The 18,313-nt window shown below is 67.2% G+C and carries 26 protein-coding genes; 10 read left to right on the forward strand and 16 right to left on the reverse strand.

Features of this window, described 5'->3' with window-relative positions; all coding sequences use genetic code 11:
- The first annotated feature begins 20 nt into the window (after positions 1 to 20).
- Entirely contained in the window at positions 21 to 611 is a 591-nt protein-coding gene (locus tag ACP7AG_RS03195; protein WP_426029761.1) for an SRPBCC family protein, read from the forward strand.
- Between the two features lie 97 nt (positions 612 to 708).
- On the forward strand, positions 709 to 1,017 hold the full coding sequence (locus ACP7AG_RS03200; RefSeq protein ID WP_426013600.1) for a hypothetical protein: 309 nt from the start codon (positions 709 to 711) through the stop codon (positions 1,015 to 1,017).
- A 176-nt stretch (positions 1,018 to 1,193) separates the two neighbouring features.
- Here ACP7AG_RS03200 and ACP7AG_RS03205 read toward each other — a convergent pair whose 3' ends face one another.
- From ACP7AG_RS03205 to ACP7AG_RS03225, 5 genes are all read right to left on the reverse strand, one after another.
- Positions 1,194 to 1,487, reverse strand: coding sequence for an EF-hand domain-containing protein (locus tag ACP7AG_RS03205; protein WP_426029762.1), 294 nt, complete (start codon positions 1,485 to 1,487; stop codon positions 1,194 to 1,196).
- Between the two features lie 117 nt (positions 1,488 to 1,604).
- Positions 1,605 to 1,985, reverse strand: coding sequence for an ExbD/TolR family protein (locus ACP7AG_RS03210; protein ID WP_426013596.1), 381 nt, complete (start codon positions 1,983 to 1,985; stop codon positions 1,605 to 1,607).
- Positions 1,986 to 1,988: 3 nt separating this feature from the next.
- Complete coding sequence (locus ACP7AG_RS03215; protein WP_426013595.1) at positions 1,989 to 2,927, reverse strand: prephenate/arogenate dehydrogenase family protein; 939 nt, start codon at positions 2,925 to 2,927, stop codon at positions 1,989 to 1,991.
- A gap of 13 nt (positions 2,928 to 2,940) precedes the next feature.
- A complete protein-coding gene (gene hisC / locus ACP7AG_RS03220; RefSeq protein WP_426029763.1) occupies positions 2,941 to 4,062 on the reverse strand; it encodes a histidinol-phosphate transaminase in 1,122 nt (373 codons plus the stop codon).
- Positions 4,063 to 4,091: 29 nt separating this feature from the next.
- Entirely contained in the window at positions 4,092 to 4,892 is an 801-nt protein-coding gene (locus ACP7AG_RS03225; protein ID WP_426029764.1) for a chorismate mutase, read from the reverse strand.
- Between the two features lie 204 nt (positions 4,893 to 5,096).
- On the opposite strand from ACP7AG_RS03225, the gene ACP7AG_RS03230 reads away from it, so the two are divergent.
- Together ACP7AG_RS03230 and ACP7AG_RS03235 are read left to right on the forward strand one after the other, a co-directional pair.
- Positions 5,097 to 5,378 (forward strand): type II toxin-antitoxin system RelE/ParE family toxin, encoded by a 282-nt coding sequence (locus tag ACP7AG_RS03230; RefSeq protein WP_426013801.1) that lies wholly within the window; start codon positions 5,097 to 5,099, stop codon positions 5,376 to 5,378.
- 32 nt (positions 5,379 to 5,410) lie between these two features.
- Positions 5,411 to 5,731, forward strand: a complete 321-nt coding sequence (locus tag ACP7AG_RS03235) for a HigA family addiction module antitoxin (RefSeq protein ID WP_426013590.1) — start codon at positions 5,411 to 5,413, stop codon at positions 5,729 to 5,731.
- Positions 5,732 to 5,733: 2 nt separating this feature from the next.
- On the opposite strand, the gene ACP7AG_RS03240 is transcribed toward ACP7AG_RS03235, so the two are convergent.
- The gene (locus ACP7AG_RS03240; RefSeq protein ID WP_426013589.1) at positions 5,734 to 6,744 is read right to left on the reverse strand and encodes a DUF2125 domain-containing protein; all 1,011 of its coding nucleotides are present in this window, start codon (positions 6,742 to 6,744) and stop codon (positions 5,734 to 5,736) included.
- 29 nt (positions 6,745 to 6,773) lie between these two features.
- Between ACP7AG_RS03240 and ACP7AG_RS03245 the strand changes: the two genes are divergently transcribed.
- The gene (locus tag ACP7AG_RS03245; RefSeq protein WP_426029765.1) at positions 6,774 to 7,316 is read left to right on the forward strand and encodes a gamma-glutamylcyclotransferase; all 543 of its coding nucleotides are present in this window, start codon (positions 6,774 to 6,776) and stop codon (positions 7,314 to 7,316) included.
- Positions 7,317 to 7,322: 6 nt separating this feature from the next.
- Here ACP7AG_RS03245 and ACP7AG_RS03250 read toward each other — a convergent pair whose 3' ends face one another.
- The 5 genes from ACP7AG_RS03250 to ftsE form a co-directional block, all read right to left on the reverse strand.
- Entirely contained in the window at positions 7,323 to 7,811 is a 489-nt protein-coding gene (locus ACP7AG_RS03250; RefSeq protein WP_426029766.1) for a hypothetical protein, read from the reverse strand.
- 129 nt (positions 7,812 to 7,940) lie between these two features.
- Positions 7,941 to 8,651, reverse strand: coding sequence for a lysophospholipid acyltransferase family protein (locus ACP7AG_RS03255; protein ID WP_426013584.1), 711 nt, complete (start codon positions 8,649 to 8,651; stop codon positions 7,941 to 7,943).
- Positions 8,648 to 9,280 carry a YdcF family protein gene (locus tag ACP7AG_RS03260; RefSeq protein WP_426029767.1) on the reverse strand — a complete coding sequence of 211 codons (633 nt, stop codon included), beginning with the start codon at positions 9,278 to 9,280 and terminating at the stop codon, positions 8,648 to 8,650. The genes ACP7AG_RS03255 and ACP7AG_RS03260 overlap by 4 nt, the downstream gene beginning before the upstream one ends.
- Positions 9,277 to 10,170, reverse strand: a complete 894-nt coding sequence (locus tag ACP7AG_RS03265; RefSeq protein WP_426013580.1) for a cell division protein FtsX — start codon at positions 10,168 to 10,170, stop codon at positions 9,277 to 9,279. The genes ACP7AG_RS03260 and ACP7AG_RS03265 overlap by 4 nt, the downstream gene beginning before the upstream one ends.
- Positions 10,167 to 10,955, reverse strand: a complete 789-nt coding sequence (gene ftsE, locus ACP7AG_RS03270) for a cell division ATP-binding protein FtsE (RefSeq protein ID WP_426013579.1) — start codon at positions 10,953 to 10,955, stop codon at positions 10,167 to 10,169. The genes ACP7AG_RS03265 and ftsE overlap by 4 nt, the downstream gene beginning before the upstream one ends.
- A 57-nt stretch (positions 10,956 to 11,012) precedes the next feature.
- On the opposite strand from ftsE, the gene ACP7AG_RS03275 reads away from it, so the two are divergent.
- Positions 11,013 to 11,942, forward strand: coding sequence for an MJ0042-type zinc finger domain-containing protein (locus ACP7AG_RS03275; protein WP_426013577.1), 930 nt, complete (start codon positions 11,013 to 11,015; stop codon positions 11,940 to 11,942).
- Positions 11,943 to 11,953: 11 nt separating this feature from the next.
- Positions 11,954 to 12,481 carry a phosphoribosyltransferase gene (locus tag ACP7AG_RS03280; protein ID WP_426013575.1) on the forward strand — a complete coding sequence of 176 codons (528 nt, stop codon included), beginning with the start codon at positions 11,954 to 11,956 and terminating at the stop codon, positions 12,479 to 12,481.
- Here the strand turns inward: ACP7AG_RS03280 and ACP7AG_RS03285 are convergent.
- The 5 genes from ACP7AG_RS03285 to argH all read right to left on the reverse strand — a co-directional run bounded on the left by ACP7AG_RS03285 (position 12,478) and on the right by argH (position 16,322).
- Entirely contained in the window at positions 12,478 to 12,882 is a 405-nt protein-coding gene (locus ACP7AG_RS03285; RefSeq protein ID WP_426013573.1) for a type II toxin-antitoxin system VapC family toxin, read from the reverse strand. The genes ACP7AG_RS03280 and ACP7AG_RS03285 overlap by 4 nt on opposite strands.
- Positions 12,879 to 13,112: an antitoxin gene (locus tag ACP7AG_RS03290; RefSeq protein WP_426013571.1), complete on the reverse strand. Its 234-nt coding sequence runs from the start codon at positions 13,110 to 13,112 to the stop codon at positions 12,879 to 12,881. The genes ACP7AG_RS03285 and ACP7AG_RS03290 overlap by 4 nt, the downstream gene beginning before the upstream one ends.
- A 62-nt stretch (positions 13,113 to 13,174) precedes the next feature.
- Positions 13,175 to 14,440 carry a diaminopimelate decarboxylase gene (lysA, locus tag ACP7AG_RS03295; RefSeq protein ID WP_426029768.1) on the reverse strand — a complete coding sequence of 422 codons (1,266 nt, stop codon included), beginning with the start codon at positions 14,438 to 14,440 and terminating at the stop codon, positions 13,175 to 13,177.
- 155 nt (positions 14,441 to 14,595) lie between these two features.
- Positions 14,596 to 14,901 carry a hypothetical protein gene (locus tag ACP7AG_RS03300; protein ID WP_426013568.1) on the reverse strand — a complete coding sequence of 102 codons (306 nt, stop codon included), beginning with the start codon at positions 14,899 to 14,901 and terminating at the stop codon, positions 14,596 to 14,598.
- The gene (argH, locus tag ACP7AG_RS03305; protein ID WP_426029769.1) at positions 14,898 to 16,322 is read right to left on the reverse strand and encodes an argininosuccinate lyase; all 1,425 of its coding nucleotides are present in this window, start codon (positions 16,320 to 16,322) and stop codon (positions 14,898 to 14,900) included. Before argH ends, ACP7AG_RS03300 begins: the two co-directional genes overlap by 4 nt.
- Here argH and ACP7AG_RS03310 point away from each other — a divergent pair, their 5' ends adjacent.
- From ACP7AG_RS03310 to ACP7AG_RS03320, 3 genes are all read left to right on the forward strand, one after another.
- Positions 16,323 to 16,952 carry a TlpA family protein disulfide reductase gene (locus tag ACP7AG_RS03310; protein ID WP_426029770.1) on the forward strand — a complete coding sequence of 210 codons (630 nt, stop codon included), beginning with the start codon at positions 16,323 to 16,325 and terminating at the stop codon, positions 16,950 to 16,952.
- Between the two features lie 174 nt (positions 16,953 to 17,126).
- Positions 17,127 to 17,330, forward strand: coding sequence for a cold-shock protein (locus ACP7AG_RS03315; protein ID WP_426013564.1), 204 nt, complete (start codon positions 17,127 to 17,129; stop codon positions 17,328 to 17,330).
- Between the two features lie 190 nt (positions 17,331 to 17,520).
- On the forward strand, positions 17,521 to 18,261 hold the full coding sequence (locus tag ACP7AG_RS03320) for a GNAT family N-acetyltransferase (RefSeq protein WP_426029771.1): 741 nt from the start codon (positions 17,521 to 17,523) through the stop codon (positions 18,259 to 18,261).
- The last annotated feature ends 52 nt before the right edge of the window (positions 18,262 to 18,313 follow it).

Genomic DNA, 18,313 nt, shown 5'->3' on the forward strand with positions numbered 1-18,313 from the left:
CCTGCGAAAGGAGACACGGCATGCATTTACGAAACCTCGTGGCGATCCTCACCGCGGCGATCGCCCTGGCCACCTCCGCCCACGCCGCCGCCCTGTCGCCCAAGGCCCAGGCGGCCTTGGCGCGCGGCGAGGCCTATGCCGAGGTCACCCCCGATCCAGACGGGATCTCGGGCAAGGTCTCGGCGGTGATCGACATCGAGGCCTCGCCGGCCAAGGTCTGGAGCGTGATGACCGACTGCGTCACAGCCGGCAAGATGGTCACCAACCTCGCCCGCTGCACCATCGTCTCGGGCGACATCAAGCGGGGGTCCGACGTGCGTGAACACGTCACCCACCGGAGTCTGTTCCTGCCGGCCATGCGCATTGTCTTCCGCTCGGTCTATGAGCCCTTCACCCGCATCCGCTTCGAGCGGGTGGGCGGTGATCTAAAGGTGGAGCAAGGCGAGTGGCGGCTGCTGGCCTTGCGGGGTGGCGCGGCCACCCGGGTGTTCTATGAAAACCGCCTGGCTGTGGATTTGCCCATCCCTCGGGCCCTGCTGCGCGAAGGCCTGCGCAAGGACACGCCCAAGGTGCTGCTCAATCTGCGGAAGGCTTGTCTGGCGGCGGCATAGGTTGGGGACATGGCTATGAGCATGTCCCCATCGGCTGTCAGCCATGGAACGGGCCACGCCCACAGCCGTTGTTAAGGTCCATTTCGAGGACATCACCATGGCTGACCAAATCGTGCCGCAGGACGGCTCGCAACCCGGCGTGTTGGGTGACTTTTCGCAAGCCCAGGACCTCGGCCAGCCCGGCCACCCCGAGGACCGGGTCTCCGAGACCGACGTTAAGGAAGCCTTCCAGAACGAAAATACCCCGACCACCCGCGCGGTCGAGCCCCCGCCCGAGGGCGAGAAGCACGACCAACTGGCCGAGCATCTGGAGATCGCCGAAGATCGCCAGGAAGCCCTGATCGACGAGAGCCTGGAAGAAAGCTTCCCGGCGTCCGATCCGCCCAGCGCCAAGCACATCACCTGATCCCCACCCCAAACGCCGCCCGGTCTTAAGACCGGGCGGCGTTTTTCTTTGAGCGGTGCTCGCGCCGAGGATCTCGAGCATTTTTCGAGCGAAGTGGTTCCGGTTCGCGTGAAGAAAAATGCGTCAAAACAGAAGATTAGAGCTCACGGCCTGACGCAGTCAGGTCAGGAAATGCTCTAGTGGTCGGCGGGCGGGGTCTGCGGCGCGTCGCCCTGACGGCGCGCCCTCATCTTCGACATGGCGGTCTTCAGTTCGTCCACGGTGACCTTGCCGTCGCTGTCGGCGTCAACCAAGGCGAAACGCTCTTCCTTGCGGCCTGCGACGACCCATTCGGCCTTGTCGACGACGCCATCAGCGTTCTTATCCCAGGCCTTATGGATCTTCTCGGGGGACGGCATCTGGGCCAGGGCCGAGCCGGCGGCGAGGGTGGTCAGCGTGGCGAAGGCGGCGGCGATCAGTTTGCGGCACATGGGTGTTTCCTTCTGGGCAGGTCCCTTGGGACCATTTGCGCGGGGTGTTGCGGCTATATTTCGGCACGGCGCGATTGAGACTGATCCGGCGGCTGAGGACAGATCGGCCTGGACGATCTAGTCGTTGATCAGCCCGACCTTATACCAACCGTTGTCGCCGAGCCGTTTCAGCACTGCCGTGTAGGTTTCGTACTCCACCGCGTCCGTGGCGCGAATTCTCACCGGCTGCTGGCTTTTGTCGGAAGCGGTAGAGGCAGCGGCGACGTCGCTCGCCAAGGTCTCCAGGCTCGACGGCCGACCATCGACGCGGATTTCGTCCTTCGCGTCGATGAAGATATCGACCGGCTTGGGCGCGGGCGGCGACTTCGGTGTGGCGGCCGGCGGCAAGTCGATCTTGATCGACACCATCCGATCCAGCTTCGCGAAGAACAGTCCCCAGACCACCAGCGCCAGGGCGACGGCGCAGAGGGCCAGGCCAAGGACGCGTTTCCAGCTCACAGCCTAATGCTTCCCGCGATCCCGCCCGAAGTTCGGTTCGGCGCTTTCCTGGCCCGCCGCGACGATTCCTCGCCGGATGGCGCGGGTGCGGGTGAAGTGGTCGTGCAGGGTGTCGGCGTCTCCCCAGCGGATGGCGCGGCTCATGGCCTGAAGATCCTCGGTGAAGCGGCCCAGCATCTCCAGCACCGCGTCCTTGTTGGCCACGAAGATGTCGCGCCACATGGTCGGGTCGCTGGCGGCGATGCGGGTGAAGTCGCGGAAGCCGCCGGCGGAATATTTCATCACCTCGCTCTCGGTGACGTTCTCCAGGTCGGCCGCGCTGCCGACGATGGTGTAGGCGATCAGGTGGGGCAGGTGGCTGGTGACGGCCAGCACCAGGTCGTGGTGCTTCTCGTCCATCAGCTCCACATTGGCCCCGATGGCGCGCCAGAAGCTCGACAGCCGGGCCACGGCCAGGGCGTAGGCCTCGTCGTCGGTGATCTTCGGCGTCAGGATCGTCCAGCGGTTCTCGAACAGCTCGGCGAAGCCGGCGTCGGGGCCCGAGTGCTCGGTGCCGGCGATCGGATGGCCCGGAATGACGTGAACGCCCACCGGAGCGGCGGCGTACATGGCCTCAGCGGGTCCGGCCTTGACCGAGCCGACATCGGTCAGGGTGGCGCCGGGCTTCATGACGGCGGCGGCCAGGGCGGCGACCTCGGCGGTGGCCAGGACGGGGGTGGCGATCACTACCAGGTCGGCGCCCGCCACGCCCTCGGCCACGTCGCCGGTGACCAGGTCGGCCAGGCCCAGGGCCTCGACGCGCGCCCGGTGGGCGGGGCTGGCGTCGACCACGACCACTTCGCCGACCAGCTTCTGCTCACGCGCCGCGCGGACGATCGACCCGCCGATCAGGCCAAAGCCGATGACGGTCATCTTGGGATAGAGGACGCCGGGCGGGATCATTCGGACGCTCCGCTCATCGCCTGATGAACTCGGCCAGTAGGTCCACCACGGCCCGGTTGTGCTCCTCCAACCCAATGGAAATCCGAATCGCGTTCGGCAGGCCATAATTGGCCACCGCGCGTACCAGATAGCCCTTCGAGGCCATGAACGCCTCGGCCTCCCGCGCCGTCTTGCCGGCCACGTCCGGAAAATTGACCAGCACGAAATTCGCCGCCGAGGGCGTGACCTCCAGGCCCAGCCCGCCGATCTGCTGGGTCAGCCAGGGCCGCCATTGGTCGACCAGGGCGACCGAGCGCTTCTGGAAGTCCTCGTCGGCCAGGGCGGCGATGGCCGCGTCCTGAGCCGGGATCGAGGTGTTGAAGGGCGGACGGATGCGCTCGATCGGGTCTATGATCCCGGCCGGCCCATAGGCCCAGCCCACCCGCAGGGCGGCCAGGCCGTGCAGCTTGGAGAAAGTGCGGGTGACGATGACGTTCTCGCTGTCGCGGGCCAGGTCCAGCCCGTCCTCGAAGCGCGGATCGGTGCAGAACTCGGCATAGGCGCCGTCCAAAACGAGCACCACAGACGGCGGCAGGGCGGCGTGCAAGGCGCGGATCTCCTCGCCCGTCAGCCAGGTCCCGGTGGGGTTGGCGGGGTTGGCGATGAACACCAGCCGGGTGCGCTCATCGACGCAGGCCACGACCTCGTCGATGTCGATCCGTTGGTTCGGCTCCTTGGCGAAGCGGACCTCACCCTGGCAGGCGCGGGCCCCGATCGCGTAGGCCGCAAAGCCGTGCTCGCCCTGGACGATGTTGTCGCCGGGCTCGAGATAGACCTGGTTCAGCAGGGCGAAGATCTCGTCGCTGCCATCGCCGAAGGTCAGGCGCTCGGGCTCCAGGCGGAAGTGCGCGGCGACGGCGGCGCGCAGGGCGCTGGCCTTGCCGTCGGGATAGATGTGCAGGCGATCGACGGCGTCACGATAGGCCGTCTTGGCCAGGTCGCTGCAGCCCAGGATGTTCTCGTTGCTCGACAGCTTCACCGGATGGGCGATGCCCTCCACCTTCGACTTGCCGCCCACATAGGCGGCGATGTCGAGCAGGCCCGGCTTGGGCGTGGGGCGCGGCGCGGCGAAGCGGTCGGTGGTCGGAGCGGTCATTCGGAAACTCGGTCGGCGGAGAGGCTGTTCTACACGTCGAAGGGGGTGGGCGCAGCCCCGATGACGCCCGTCAGATACCCCGGCGCGCGGGCCAGGCGCTCGTCGCCGACCTGGTAGAAGCCCAGCAGCGAGAACAGCTTCAGCCCGCCGGCCTCGGCGACCAGTTCTGCGGCGACGCCATCGACCGCGAGGGCCTCGACTATGGCGTGGGCGCCCTTGGCGCTGTCGGTGACCCAGAAGGTCTGGTCGCCGCCGGTCGGTTCGACCTCGACCTCGGCCACCGCGAAGGCGGCCTGCGGCCCCCAGCGCTCCAGGCAGGGCAGGGCGGCGAAGATCTTCAGCTTCGGTTCGGCCAGCAAGCGGCCCCACCAAGCGCTGTCTTGTGTCAGGGCCAGGACGGATACCCCCCAGGGGGTCTTGGCGGCGGCCAGGGCGTCCTTGTCGGTGGCGACCACCTTCATCGGCGGGGCGACGCCGAAGCGCAGGCGGGCCAGTTCCACGGCGCGGGCGGGATCCTTCCCTCCCCAGACGGTCAGGTGATAGGGGCCCTGGCGGGTCAGGCTGTCGGACATCAGCTCGCGCCAAATGCGAATGACCAGGGCGTCGCTGGCGGCGGTGCGGGGCGCCGACAGGAGCTTGCGGACAATCAAAGCCTCGCGGGCGGGGCGCAGGCCAAAGCCGGTGTCACCGGACGCCTGTTTGGCCGCCGCCACGGCGCGCGCCAGGCCGGCCCGCTCGTCGAGCAGGGCCAGCAGCTCACCGTCGATGGCGTCGATCCGCCATCGGACCTCGTCCAGCGAAGGCGTCGCCTCGTCCGCCTCGTTCCCCATGATCTATCCCCGAAATTGGAGGCCGGACCATAGACTTTGCCGCCGAAGGCGCAATAGGGCGAGGTCACGGGAAGAAAGTTGCGTGACAGAACGCTCGCATGGTCTGCGCATAGGTGGGGCGTGTGTCGCGTCACGATACGTCTCCATGTATTATGGATCACCTTGCGATCCGATCTCTGTCGAGGGCGGACGACGTGAACGGCGATCCAGAGCTTCAGGGACGCGCGGGCCAAGGCGATCTTTGACGGGATCAAGCCTGGCAAGGGTTTCCCTGCCGACCTGCTGAGACCTGCGAAGCGAAAGCTGGAAATGCTGCAAGCGGCGACCTTGCTTGAGGATCTCCGCTTCCCGCCGGGCAATCGGTTGGAGGCGCTTTTGGGCGTTCGAGCGGGACAGCATTCGATCCGCGTGAACGACCCGTTTCAACTGGTGTTCAAGTGGACGGACGCCGGTCCGGCCGACGTTGAGTTCGTTGACTACCACTAGGCTCGGCAGCCTAACCAATCGAGGAAACCGCGATGCCCGCCCACATCGCCAGCCCCGCAGACCCTCTCGCCCCGGTTCATCCGGGCGAGATTCTGCTGGAGGAATTCATCAGGCCTTTCGGCCTTTCGCCGGGAAAAACCGCCAAGCGCCTGCATATCGCGCGACCGCGCATCGAGAAGCTGGTTCGTGGCCAGACGCCGGTGACCGTCGATACGGCCTTGCGTCTGGAAAAGCTGTTCGGGGCCACCGCGCAGTTCTGGCTCAACCTCCAGACCCGTTATGATTTGGAGACGGCCAAGCGCGCGCTGGCGGGCGACATCGCGTTGATCGAGCCGATCGACGCCGCTGCCTGAGCTCAATAAACGCGCGGCGACGGCCCGGTGTCGAACAGTCCCAGCCGTGTGCGGCCGTTCTCGAACTTCAGAGTGGCCGAAATCTCTGGATCGCGGCCCAGGGCTTGGGCGACCGCAGCGGCGGCGGCTTCGGGGCTCTGCAACGCCTGGCCGGGCGTGGGGGTCTCGCGGACGGTGACGTCCAGCGCGCCCTGGAGGCGGCCATTCTCGCCAACGGTCAGGGCGCCGGTCTTGGCGTCGAGCAAGGCCTCGCCCGCCTTGACCTTGCCTTGCTGGACGCTGAGAGCGCCGCCCGCCTGGGACCAGTCGCGCACGGCGTCGGCCCAGCTTGTTCCGCGCAGGGCGCTGACCTTGCTCAGGCGGATGTCCCACATCAGGGCGGCGGTGCGGTCCTGGGCGATGCGGCCCAGCAGGCCGGTGAACTGGGCCTTGGCGCCGTCGGCCTTGAACAGGATGGCGGCCTGATCATCGGGACCCGGCACGATGTGCAGCACCAGGCCGGCCGTTGACAGCAGCGGGAACGGCGCGGCGCCGGCGGCGGGGGTGAAGAGCAGGTTGGCGCCCTCGACCGAGATGCGCGGCGGATATTTGTCGAAGCCCGCGAAGCTGGCCCGCAAGGCCTGGCCCGTAATCGTCACGTCGCCATTGATCGGCCGCGTCATCACCACGCCAGCCGGGGCGACCACCACCCAATGGCCCAGGCTGTAGGCGTTGGCCTCGCCCTTTAGCCGCGGCGCTCGCAAGGCCCAACCCGACGGTTCGGCGACCCGGGCGTCGGTCAGGGTGATATCCATGCGGAAGGGAAAGCCGCTGAAGGTTCGGGTTTCCCACGACAGGTCGTAGCCGCGCGACTTCATCGACAAGGCCGTAGCGTCCATCCGCTGCTCGACCTGGCCGCGCAGCCAGAACCAGCCGAGGCTCCAGGCCAGAGCAACTATCAACAGCACCACGAAAGGCGCCAGCAGACCACGACGCCGGGGCTTGCGGGACGGTGCGGCGGCGTTATTGGTCATGAAAAGAGCGGCTCCGGTCGGGAAGAGTGATGGCGTCTGACAGCGAAGACCGCTGGGTATTTGGGTATGGATCGCTCATGTGGCGGCCTGGGTTCCCGTTCATAGAGCGAAGAACGGCCGTGCTCCATGGGCGACGGCGGGCGTTCTGCATCTATTCGGTCCATCACCGGGGGACCTATGAGCGCCCGGGGCTGGTTTTAGGCTTGGCGCCCGGCGGCGCGACGCGTGGCGTGGTCTACCGCGTCGCGGCGGCGCAATGGCCTGAAGTCTATGCCTATCTGCGCGAACGCGAGCAGCCGACCGAGACCTATTTCGAGGCCTGGTCAGAGGTGAAGATCGACGGAGACGGAAAGACTTCCGCGCTCGTCTTCCTGTCGGACATGAAGCACAGCCAGTGGGCGGGCGCCCTCACCCTGGACCAGCAATGCGCGCTGATCGCCGGGGCGACGGGCCTGTCGGGGCGCAATATCGACTACCTGCGCGACCTCGTACTGCACCTGCGCGAGGACGGGTTGCGCGACCGGGCGATGGAGACCTTGCTGGCGATGGTGGAGGCGCGAGAGGCCGCCTAACGGATTCTACGACACAATCCCGTTGCTTACGCAGCTCTCCGTCCGCCAGGTGCCGTTGCGTTTGCGCAGTAGACAGTTGCGGCCTTCGCCGGCTAGCGACGCCCACTGTGCATAGGTGGAGACGAAGGCGATCGTGCCAGAGGCGGAGATGACCGGTCGGCCGACTTCGTTCCAAGGATAGTCGGCGACGTGTAGGGATCTTTCACTCCAGCCGAAGCCGAGTTTGCGCCAATCGCAAGCCGGGACGAAATGCCGGCCTTCGGACTTTGGAGCGCCCAGGGCAAGGTCAGTCGCCTCAGTGTCAGTCAGTTGGGGAAAGGCATTCTGAAAGCCAGCCGCGTCGGCCGGGCCGTAGCTGAAATGTCCGGCTAGCAGGTCGCGCAGGCTCACGAGACTTTCGGGTTCTCTGAACATCGCCGATAGCACTGCGCAGTCGCCGGCGGTCGCCCGAACGGCCTTTTCGCTCGCCACGGCGTTGGACAGGCCAAGACTCATCTAGACGAGCAGAGTCGCGGCGCCTGTTAAAGCAGTCTGTGCCGCAAGCCGCAGTTCGCCCATTTTGATCACTCCCTCTTTGGAGGAGCCTATACTAGGCGAGGTTTCCCGCAATCTTCGCGTGCCAGCTTACAGCCCTTCGTCTTCCAGGGCCTTGGTGGCGGTGTCGATGCGGGTCTGGAGCTCGCGCATGAACTCGCCGCGCTTCAGGCCGGCGGGGATTGGCGGCAGGTATTCGAAGACGATCGTGCCGGGCGGCCGCAGCATGCCCTTGGGCCAGTGGACGCCGCAGTTCAGGGCCAGGGGCGTGACCGGCATATCGAGCTCGCGATAGAGGGCCGCGATGCCGGGCTTGTAGTCGCCCGCGACCCCGACATCGCCGCGCGTACCTTCCGGGAAGATCACCACTTGGCGGGTTTCCTTCATGCGCTCGACAGCGTCGCGCACCAGCTTCTTCAGCGCCGTGGAGTGGCCGGCGCGGTCGATGACGATCATGCCAGCCTTCTGACCATGCCAGCCGAACAGCGGCACCATCAGCAGCTCCTTCTTCATGACGAAACAGGCGTCGGGCAGCAGGGCGAACTGGCTGAAGACGTCGAACATCGACTGGTGCTTGGCCGCGACCAGGGCCGGTCCGGTCGGCCGGAACTGCTCGCCGCGCACCTCGACCTTGACGCCGGCCAGCCAGCGCAGCCCCCAGATCAGGCCCTTGGCCCAGATCGACAGTGACCAGGTGTTGAACCGGCGGGGCAGGGGGAAGGTCACGATCATGGCGATGGCCGTGGCCACCGACCACAGCCAGAAGAACAGCTGGAACAGGAAAGACCGTAGATAGATCAAGACGCTTCCTTCGAGGGCTTGCCGGTGTTCTGGCTCGCCTTCTCCCTGGGACCCAGCTTCAGGAACGCCTCGCGGCCCAGAATCGCCAGGTACTTGCAATATTCCACGGTCATCCGCCGAGCGCTCGTGCCGCCCTTCCACCAGCGGTGGGCGTTGAGGCTCTCGGTGACGACTGGATAGGGATGCAGGGACACGCCGGGCATGGCGGCGCGCAGTTCCAGCATCGAGCGCGGCATGTGATAGTCGGCGGTGACGACGATCAGGCTGCGATAGTCCTTGGCCTTGGCCCATTCGGCGGTTTCGCTGGCGTTGCCGATGGTGTCGGCGGCGGCGTAGCCCAGGTCGACGCAGCACTCGTAGATCGGCCGCACCGCTTTGGTGACGCCCAGCACGTCTTCGCGGGACGCTTCGCGGTTGACGCCGGAGATCAGCAGGCGCTTGCCCTTGCCGGCTTCCAGTAGCTTGGTCGCCTCTTCAAGCCGAACGTTCGAGGCGCCGGTCAGCACCACCACCCCGTCCGAGACCGGCGGCTCCTGGGCCGGCGTCGATTGATCCACGCGACTGGTGAAGGCCAGCAGGCCCACGAACCAGATCATCACCAGGATCAGTATGGCTGCGATGCTCTTCATGGCATGGCTCTCAACAGGCGTAGGGAGGCGGCGCGGGCCGCGATCCCGGCCACCAGCGCCGCCACCAACGGGCAGGGCAAGGGCGCCAGCAGATCGATCCAGGCCAGCGGCAGGACTGGCGTCAGTCCCTGGCCGCCCCCCACGAGCCGCGCCGCCGCCCCGATCATGGCCGCAGCCGCGCCGCCCAGCAAGCCGGCGATGAAGGCCATGCCCGCGAACCGGTTCTGGAACAGGGCGGCGATGAAGCCGTCCTCGGCGCCGGAGAAGTGCAGGATCTCGATCACATCGTGCCGCGCGGCCAAGGCGGCGCGGGTGGCGAAGATGATCACCGCCGCCGCCGCCGAGGCGATGAGGGCGAAGACGCCGATCGCCGCCCAGCCGGCCAGGCGCGCGGCGCGCTCGATGTCGGCGATCCAGCGGCTATGGTCATCGACCACGGCGTCGACATTGGCTTCCTTGAGCGCCGCAGCCAGGGTTTCGGCCGTGGCCGGTCCCTTGGGATCGAGATCCAGGGTAACCAGACGCGGCACGGGCAGGTCGGCGATCAGCGCCTCGCGGCCGATCCACGGTTCGAGCAGGGCCTCGGCCTTGTCCTTGGTCAAGGCGCGGGCCTCGGTCACGCCTTTGACGCCCGACAGGGTCTCGGCCGCGCGCGCGGCGGCGCTGTCGGGCGTCTCGTTGGACCGGGGCCGGACCACGACGGTGGCCGAGCCGGTCAGTTGCGAGGTCCAGCCGGTGGCGGCTCGGGTCGAGGCCAGGGCGGCCAGGGCGGTCAGGCAGGCGAGAAAGCACAGCACCGCGACCACGAACACCAGCGAGCCGTCACGGGCGTCGCGCGGTGGCAGTAGCGGACCCGGCTTCCAGCGGGCGACGGTGAAGGCCTGGCTCATGCCTCGTCCTCCTCGTCGTAGGGCTCGTCACCATAGTCGTCTTCGCCGTCGGCCTCGGCCTCGCCGAAATCGACCAGCCTGCCGTTTTCCAGATGCAGGGTAGGGCGGTTGGCACGGGCGACCAGATCCTCGTCGTGGGTGGCGATCAGCACCGTGGTGCCCAGGCGGTTCAGCTCCACGAACAGCCGCAGCAGGCGCAGCGACATGGCCGGATCAACATTGCCGGTCGGCTCGTCGGCCAGAAGCACGTCGGGCCGGTCGACCACGGCGCGGGCGATGGCCAGCCGCTGCTTCTCGCCGCCCGACAGAGTGGCGGGAAGAGCGTGCATGCGTTCGCCCAGCCCCACCCAATGCAGCAGCTCGGCCACGTCGTCGCGATAGGTGGCCGGCTTGCGGCCCGAAATGCGCAGCGGCAAGGCCGCGTTGTCGAACACTGACAGGTGCTCCAGCAGCCGGAATTCTTGAAACACCACGCCGATGCGCCGGCGCAGGAACGGCAGGTCCTCGCCCTTCACCAGGCTCACGTCGCGGCCGAACAACTGCACGCGACCCCGTGACGCACGGTGAGCCAGATAGATCAGCTTGAGCAACGAACTCTTGCCCGAGCCAGACGGGCCGGTGAGGAAATGGAAAGACCCTGGGTATAAGGAAAAAGCGAGGTCGCTCAGGGTTTCAGGCCCTCGTCCATACCGCATCGAGACGCCCTCGAAGCGAACGACGGGGACGGAGCCATCGTCCAGATCTTCGTCGATGCGCAAGGGTGTGTCGCTGGGGCTTGTGGACATGGCTGGCAAAATCGGCGACCTCGTGAGGTAGGAGCGGGGAGCGTCCGATTCGCGGCCATGATACTGACCTGTCCAGAGTGCGCCAGCCGCTATTTCGTCGATGACTCAAAGGTTGGCGCGGCTGGCCGTGTCGTGCGTTGCGCGTCCTGCGGCGCCCGTTGGACGGCCCGCAACGAAGACGCCCTCGACCTGTTCGACGAACCCTCGGCGGCTGACCTGGCGGCTGATCCCGCCATGGCCGCGCTGGATGGCCCGACCAACCCGGTCGATGATCCCGACGCCCCCGTCAGCGCTCTTCCCGGCGAGGAACTGCCCAAGGTGTTCCGGGCCCGCGCCGACGCCGAGCGGCGGCTGAAGGAAGCCAAGACCACCGGCGTCATCTGGGGCGGCATGGTCGCGGTGATGGTCGTCATCCTGGTCGGAGCCGGCGTCTTCCGCCTGAACGTCGCCCACCTGTGGCCGACCACGGCCGGCGCCTACGCCTTCGCCCGCATGCCGGTGAACAATGTCGGCCTGGTGGTCGAGGGCCTGAAGGCCGAGCCGACGATGCACGAGGGCCACGCCGCCATCACCATCACCGGCGTCATCCGCAACATCACCGACCACACCGTCGCCACCCCGCCGCTGCGGGTCGCGCTGCTGAACGAGCACCAGAAGCGCGTTGCCGGCAAGCTGGCCGCCGCGGCCGATCCGATGATCCCACCCAGTCAGACCCGCCACTTCTCGGTCACCCTGCTGGATCCGCCGCGCACCGCCAACACCCTGGAGATCGGCTTCGCCCTGGAGCCTGGGGCCGCCAGGTCGGCCGGCGCGGCGCCGCATGTGGAGAAGGTTTCCGACCACGAGGCGCCCACCCTGCGCGGCGCGCAAGACCAGCCGGCCCACATCGCCGCGGGCGACGCTTCCCCGTTCCAGAGCGCGCAAGGGGCTGGACATGAGGGCCCCGCTCATGAGACCGGAGCGGCCGAGCCGGCTCCCCACCACTGAAGAATCCGCACATGACCGACCGCGTCGCCCCCGAAGTCCTGATCTCGCAAGAGGAGATCGCCGAGCGGGTGGAAGCCCTGGCCCAGGCCATCGCGCCGCGCATCGACAACGATACCGTCGCCGTCTGCCTGCTGACCGGCGGCCTGTGGTTCGCCGCCGACCTGACCCGGGCCCTGTGGCGCGCCGGCCGCGACGTGCGCTTCGACGCCCTGTGGCTGGCCTCCTACCATGACGAACGCAAGAGCTCTGGCCGCTGCGAGGTCCGCGCCGACTTGCAACGCCCGCTGATCGGCCGCCGCGCCCTGGTCTTGGACGACGTGCTCGACACCGGCCTGTCGCTGGGCGAAGCCGCCCGCCTGGTCAAGGACGCCGGCGCCAGCGAAGTCATGACCGCCGTCTTCGCCCGCAAGCCCTGGGACAAGCCCCGCATCGAACCCGACTTCGTGGCCTGGGAAGCCCCTGCCCGGTATCTGGTCGGGTATGGGCTGGACGACGAAGGCAAGAGCCGGGGGCTGCCCTATATCGGGGCGCTGGACTAACGGAGCCAGTTCTCGATCGACAGGCCTTCGACACGCGAGAATTCACGATCGTTGTTGGTTACCAAAATGTCGTCACCGGCTAGGGCGTGGGCAGCGATCAACATGTCGTTGCCGCCTATCGGCGTGCCGACGCTTTCCAGTTTAGCGCGAATTTCGCCGTAGAGGCGGTCAGCAGGAGGCGTGAGCGGTAGGATTTGGATCACCGCCAAGATCGCTTCCAATTGCGTAGCTAAGCGCGCGGAGCCCTTCTTGGCAGCGCCAAATCGCAGTTCCGCGGCTACAATGACGCTGGTGCGGACATTGGCTTCGCCACGTTGCCTGATGTGTTCGGCCACCCGACCCGCTGGATTGCGCACCAAGTCCGACAGGATGTTGGTGTCTAGCAGCCAACCCTGACTCAAAGCTCGACAGGCTCCGGCGCCGGATCGTCGATTGGATCGAAATCCTCTTCGATTGGCTGCAACGACGCCAGTACGGCCAACAACGACCGAGGCGGGGCTGGTTCGAGGATCAGCTTGTCACCATCTCTGCGCAGGATTGCTTCATCGCCGGGAAACTCCAGCCCGCGCGGAATTCGCACGGCTTGGTTTCGGCCGTTACGGAATAGTCTGACGTGTTTCTCGTAACCCACGGTCGAAGCCTCTGGCATAGGCCTGAACATAGGCCGCCTTGGTCGATTTGACAACGACGCCCTTAGACCCAGTCCGGCACCACGTCCCGGCTCAGCATCTCCTCATACGTCGGCCGCTCGCGAATGACCGCGAACTTATCGGCGTCCACCAGCACCTCGGGCGCCAGCGGGCGTGTGTTGTATTCGCTGGCCATGGCCGCGCCATAGGCGCCGGCCGACATGAAGGCCACGAGATCTCCCGACGCCAGCGGCGGCAGGGCGCGATCGCGGGTGAAGGTGTCGCCCGTTTCGCAGATGGGTCCCACCACGTCATAGGTCATCTCGCCGGCGCGCGGGATCAGCGGGCGGATGTCGTGGAAGGCGTCGTACATGGCCGGGCGGATCAAGTCGTTCATGGCCGCGTCGATGACCAGGAAGCGCTTGCCCTCCGGCCGTTCGTGGACATGGATCACCTCGCTGACCAGCACCCCGGCGTTGGCGGCGATCACCCGGCCCGGCTCGAAGGCCAGCTTGACGGGCAGGCCCTGGGTCACCTCGCTGACCATGGCCGCGAAGTCGGCGGGCGAGGGCGGGGCGGGCATGTCGAAATAGGGCACGCCCAGGCCGCCGCCCAGGTCCAGGCGCTCGACATGCAAGCCCTCGCCCAGCAGCTGCTCGACCAGGCCGCGCATTTTGGTGAAGGCCTGGCGCATGGGCGAAAGGTCGGTGATCTGGCTGCCGATATGGCAGGCCACGCCGATCGGTTCGAGGTTTGCGTGGTTGCTGGCGTTGGCGTAGAGCCGCGCGGCCTCGGCGAACGACACGCCGAACTTGTTCTCGGACTTGCCGGTGGCGATCTTGGCATGACCGCCGGCCGCGACGTCTGGATTGACCCGAAACGCCACCTTGGCCTTGACGCCTAGCTCGGCGGCCACCGCTGCGACCAGGTTCAGCTCGGGCTCTGACTCGACGTTGATCTCGGCGACGCCAGCTTGCAGGGCAAACGCGATCTCGCCGCGCTTCTTGCCGACGCCCGAGAACACGATGCGATCGCCGGGGATGCCGGCCGCCAGGGCCCGTCGGACCTCGCCCTCGGATACCGTGTCGGCGCCGGCCCCCAGGTCGCCCAGCACCTTCAACACGGCCACATTGGAATTGGCCTTCACCGCATAGGCGATCAGCGGATCAACCACACAGGCGGCCGTCAGGGCGTCGCGAAACACCGTGAAGTGCCGCTCCAGCGTGGCGCGGGAATAGACATAGACCGGCGTGCCGACCTGGGCCGCGATGCGAGCCAGCGGGACGCCTTCACAGGCCAACCCCTCGGGGCCGTATTCGAAATGGTTCACGAGTCTAGCAGCTCTCTAAGGTCAAGCCCCCAACCTCCGTCTTCCCGGCGAAGGCCGGGACCCAGATTCATCAGGAGCCACGGCAGGGTTTCACCTGGGCCCCGGCCTTCGCCGGGGAGACGGGGAAAACGATGCGGCGTTGGTGAAGGGACGCGCTAGTTCGGTTGCGCGCTCGGGAAGCCGGCGCCCGAGGGGCCACCGAAGGGGTCGGGGGCCGTGCCGGCCAGGGGCGCGGCGCGGGTGGTGCGGTTGCTGGACGCCGGGTCAATGTTTTCCTGCGTGCCATTGGCGCGCGCCGGCTTGTTGACCTGGGCCGAGGACTGCCGGCGCTGGGCCTCGTAGACGGCCTTCTTCTGGGCGTTCCACAGCGGAGCGGGGCGCTCCAACTCGGCCTGCTTGCCACAGGCGGTGGCCGACAGGGCCAGGGCGGCCAGGGTGATGAGGGCGATAGGACGGATCATCCGAGCAGTTCCTTCCAACGCGCGATCTGGGCGCGAACCTGGGTGGGAGCGGTCCCACCATAGCTGATGCGGCTCGCCGCCGAGGCGGCGGGCGTGAGCACGGTATAAACTTCAGAGGTGATGCGCGGCTCGATTGCCTGCAAGTCGGCGAGCGCCAGTTCCGCCAGATCAACGCCCTTGGTTTCGGCCGCCTTCACCGCCGAGCCTGTCACGTGGTGCGCGTCGCGGAAAGGCATGTTCAGTTCGCGGACCAGCCAATCGGCCAGGTCCGTCGCGGTCGAGAAACCCGCGCCGGCGGCGGCGGCCATCTTCTCGGTGTTGGGCGTCAGGTCGGCGACCATGCCGGCCGTGGCCAGCAGGGACAGCTCCAAGGCGTCGAAGGCCTCGAAGGTCGGGACCTTGTCCTCCTGCATGTCCTTGGAATAGGCCAGCGGCAGGCCCTTCATCACCACGGTCAGGGTGGTGAGGCTTCCCAGGATCCGCCCGACCTTGGCTCGGATCAGCTCGGCGGCGTCGGGGTTCTTCTTTTGCGGCATGATCGAGCTGCCGGTCGTGAAGGCGTCGGTCAGCTTGATGAAGCCAAACATTGGCGTCGTCCACAGCACGATCTCCTCGGCCAGGCGCGACAGGTGCGTGGCGGCGATCGTGGCGGCCGACAGGGCTTCCAGCGCGAAGTCACGCGCCGAGACACTGTCCAGCGAATTGGCGGTCGGGCGGTCAAAACCGAGTTCGGCGGCCGTGGCGTGGCGGTCGATCGGGAAGGGCGAACCGGCCAGGGCCGCAGCGCCCAGCGGGCACTCGTTCATCCGGGTTCGGGCGTCGCGGAACCGCGAAGCGTCGCGGCCGAACATCTCGACATAGGCCATCAGGTGGTGGCCGAAGGTCACCGGCTGGGCCGGTTGCAGGTGGGTGAAGCCCGGCATCAGGGCGTCGGCATAGGCCTCGGCCTGGGCGACCAGCGCTTTTTGCAAAGACGCCAGTTGGGCTGCAGACCTCTCGCAGGCCTCGCGCACCCACAGCCGGAAATCGACGGCCACCTGGTCGTTGCGCGAGCGGGCGGTGTGCAGGCGGCCGGCCACCGGGCCGATCAACTCGCGCAGCCGGGCCTCGATGTTCATGTGGATGTCTTCGTATTCGTCGCGAAACGGAAAGGCTCCCGCCGTGATCTCGCCCTCGATGGCGTCGAGACCCTTGAGGATTTCCTCGCCGTCTTCGCTTGCAATCACGCCTTGACTGATCAACATCCGCGCATGGGCGCGGGAGCCCGCCAGGTCCTGGCTCCACAGGCGCTTGTCGAAGCCGATGCTGACATTGATCGCCTGCATCAGCTCCGCCGGCTTGGCCGAGAACCTGCCGCCCCACATGGCTTGGCCCTGTCCGCCCGTCGCGGTCTGAGGCTTATCGGAGGCGTTGTCGGTCATATGAGCGAATTCCAGTCAGACAGGGAACAAGCCGCGCGCAAGCCCGGCCCGCTGAAGTGGGTCATCGCCGCCGCGGTGATCATCGGCGTCGCGGCGGTTCTATACGTCATCGGCGCAGCTTCGTTCAAACCCGCAGGTGTCACCGACCTCAACGAATTCAAGAAAGCGTCCCTGGCGAAGCTGGATGTGCCGGCCGCGCCGCGCGGCCAGCCGACCACGGTGTTTACCGATGGCGCCGGAAAATCCCTGACCCTCGCCGATTTCAAGGGCCAGGTGGTGGTGATGAACCTGTGGGCCACCTGGTGCGCGCCGTGCAAGAAAGAGATGCCCACCCTGGCCAAGCTGCAGGCCAGCTACGCGACCCAGCCGCTGAAGGTGCTGCCGATCAGCGTCGATCGCGACAGCGACCTCAACCTGGTCCAGGCTCAGATGACCGCCAACAGCCCACTGCAGGTCTATCGCGACCCCGGTTACAAGCTGTCGTTCGCGCTGGATCCCCGCGCCGAGGGCTATCCGACGACGGTGATCTACGACAAGCAGGGCCGCGAGCGCGCCAGGTTGGCGGGCGACGCCGACTGGTCCAGCCCCGAGGCCCATGGCCTGGTCGAGGCCCTTCTGGCCGAGCACTAGGCCCCCGCGCACGCTTGAGTATACCGGTGTTTTTTGAATTGACCCCTCTACAGGGGCGTGTCCACTCTGCCGCGCAATCCTGGATTTGGGCCTGCTACCGCTACCCGGACAACTGCGATTGTTACCCGCCCGCTTGTCCGGGCACTGGTTTGGCGCTCTCGAGGAGACTTCCGCATGGCGACCGGCGTTGTGAAATGGTTCAACGGCACCAAGGGCTTTGGCTTCATCCAACCCGATGACGGCGGCAAGGATGTGTTCGTCCACATCAGCGCCGTCGAGCGCGCGGGGCTGCGCAGCCTTGATGAGGGCCAGAAGGTAAGCTTCGACAGCGCCGAGGAGCGCGGAAAGATCGCCGCCAACAATCTGAAGCCGCTTTAGGCGCAGCTTCTTCCTCTGTGGGGCCCTGTGGGGGAGGTGTCGGCGAAGCCAACGGAGGGGGAGTGTGCGGAAGGCCGCCCAGCCCGGATCAACCCTCCTAAAACTCCTCCCACCGGTCGCTTCGCGACCGCTTCCCCCACGGGGCCCCACGGCGAGGACCTTTGGGGCGCTCGTCTGCTACAAAGGCTGCATGATCATCGATCCGCGCCTGCTCGAACCGATCGCCGACCGCGCCTGGCCGGCCCGCGAAACTGCCGCCTTGGGCGGGTGGCGGCTGAAGGCTTCGGATGGCTGGTCGCGGCGCATCAACGCCTGCTGGCCATTGGACGAGCCCGGCCGACCCGCCGACGAGGCGATCGACGCGGTCGAGGCCTTCTACGCGGCGCGCGGCGCGCCGGCCTGTTTCAAGCTGGCGGACGGGGCGGCGGTCCCCGCCAATCTCGCCGAGCACCTGACGGCCCGGGGCTACCGGCCCGCCCACGAGACCCTGGTGATGACGGGCGCCACGACGGGCGATGCGGACGAAGCCGTGACTCTCTCCGCCACCCCAGATCCGGCCTTCGAGGCGGTGTTCCTGGCGAGCGCGGCCGGCAACGCCGCCGAGGCCCGCGAACGGCTGGACGCCCTGGGCCGCATCCCCGCCCCGGCCTTCTTCGGCCGGATGGACATCGACGGCCAGACCGCCGCCCTGGGCGCTGCGGCGGTCGAGGGCGATTGGGCCGGAATCTTCGGCATGCGCACCTTGCCTGGCCACCGCCGCAAGGGCCTGGCGCGGCGGATTCTGGGCGCGCTGCTGGACATGGCCGAGGGACAGGGCGCCCGGCGGGCCTACCTCCAGGTCGAGGCCGATAATGCCCCGGCTATCGCGCTGTACAGCGGGCTGGGGTTCGCTCCGGCCTATTGTTATCGGTATTGGGCGGTGGGGGCGTGAGCGGGCTAGAGCGCGTTCGCTTCACATTGAAGCGTCACCCCTAAACTCCTTT

Source organism: Caulobacter sp. DWP3-1-3b2 (assembly GCF_049896325.1).
Lineage (GTDB): Bacteria > Pseudomonadota > Alphaproteobacteria > Caulobacterales > Caulobacteraceae > Caulobacter.

What these genes read in the sequence shown, in the direction of transcription:
- ACP7AG_RS03225 (WP_426029764.1), bottom strand. Translation starts at nt 4,892, where the DNA reads ATGGGGAACGAGGCGGACGAGGCGACGCCTTCGCTGGACGAGGTCCGA.
- ACP7AG_RS03195 (WP_426029761.1), top strand. Translation starts at nt 21, where the DNA reads ATGCATTTACGAAACCTCGTGGCGATCCTCACCGCGGCGATCGCCCTG.
- ACP7AG_RS03250 (WP_426029766.1), bottom strand. Translation starts at nt 7,811, where the DNA reads ATGAGTCTTGGCCTGTCCAACGCCGTGGCGAGCGAAAAGGCCGTTCGG.
- ACP7AG_RS03310 (WP_426029770.1), top strand. Translation starts at nt 16,323, where the DNA reads ATGAGCGAATTCCAGTCAGACAGGGAACAAGCCGCGCGCAAGCCCGGC.
- ACP7AG_RS03240 (WP_426013589.1), bottom strand. Translation starts at nt 6,744, where the DNA reads ATGACCAATAACGCCGCCGCACCGTCCCGCAAGCCCCGGCGTCGTGGT.
- ACP7AG_RS03280 (WP_426013575.1), top strand. Translation starts at nt 11,954, where the DNA reads ATGACCGACCGCGTCGCCCCCGAAGTCCTGATCTCGCAAGAGGAGATC.
- ACP7AG_RS03320 (WP_426029771.1), top strand. Translation starts at nt 17,521, where the DNA reads ATGATCATCGATCCGCGCCTGCTCGAACCGATCGCCGACCGCGCCTGG.
- ACP7AG_RS03265 (WP_426013580.1), bottom strand. Translation starts at nt 10,170, where the DNA reads ATGAGCCAGGCCTTCACCGTCGCCCGCTGGAAGCCGGGTCCGCTACTG.
- ACP7AG_RS03245 (WP_426029765.1), top strand. Translation starts at nt 6,774, where the DNA reads ATGGCGTCTGACAGCGAAGACCGCTGGGTATTTGGGTATGGATCGCTC.
- ftsE (WP_426013579.1), bottom strand. Translation starts at nt 10,955, where the DNA reads ATGTCCACAAGCCCCAGCGACACACCCTTGCGCATCGACGAAGATCTG.
- argH (WP_426029769.1), bottom strand. Translation starts at nt 16,322, where the DNA reads ATGACCGACAACGCCTCCGATAAGCCTCAGACCGCGACGGGCGGACAG.
- ACP7AG_RS03205 (WP_426029762.1), bottom strand. Translation starts at nt 1,487, where the DNA reads ATGTGCCGCAAACTGATCGCCGCCGCCTTCGCCACGCTGACCACCCTC.
- ACP7AG_RS03235 (WP_426013590.1), top strand. Translation starts at nt 5,411, where the DNA reads ATGCCCGCCCACATCGCCAGCCCCGCAGACCCTCTCGCCCCGGTTCAT.
- ACP7AG_RS03215 (WP_426013595.1), bottom strand. Translation starts at nt 2,927, where the DNA reads ATGATCCCGCCCGGCGTCCTCTATCCCAAGATGACCGTCATCGGCTTT.
- ACP7AG_RS03315 (WP_426013564.1), top strand. Translation starts at nt 17,127, where the DNA reads ATGGCGACCGGCGTTGTGAAATGGTTCAACGGCACCAAGGGCTTTGGC.
- ACP7AG_RS03260 (WP_426029767.1), bottom strand. Translation starts at nt 9,280, where the DNA reads ATGAAGAGCATCGCAGCCATACTGATCCTGGTGATGATCTGGTTCGTG.
- ACP7AG_RS03200 (WP_426013600.1), top strand. Translation starts at nt 709, where the DNA reads ATGGCTGACCAAATCGTGCCGCAGGACGGCTCGCAACCCGGCGTGTTG.
- hisC (WP_426029763.1), bottom strand. Translation starts at nt 4,062, where the DNA reads ATGACCGCTCCGACCACCGACCGCTTCGCCGCGCCGCGCCCCACGCCC.
- ACP7AG_RS03275 (WP_426013577.1), top strand. Translation starts at nt 11,013, where the DNA reads ATGATACTGACCTGTCCAGAGTGCGCCAGCCGCTATTTCGTCGATGAC.
- ACP7AG_RS03300 (WP_426013568.1), bottom strand. Translation starts at nt 14,901, where the DNA reads ATGATCCGTCCTATCGCCCTCATCACCCTGGCCGCCCTGGCCCTGTCG.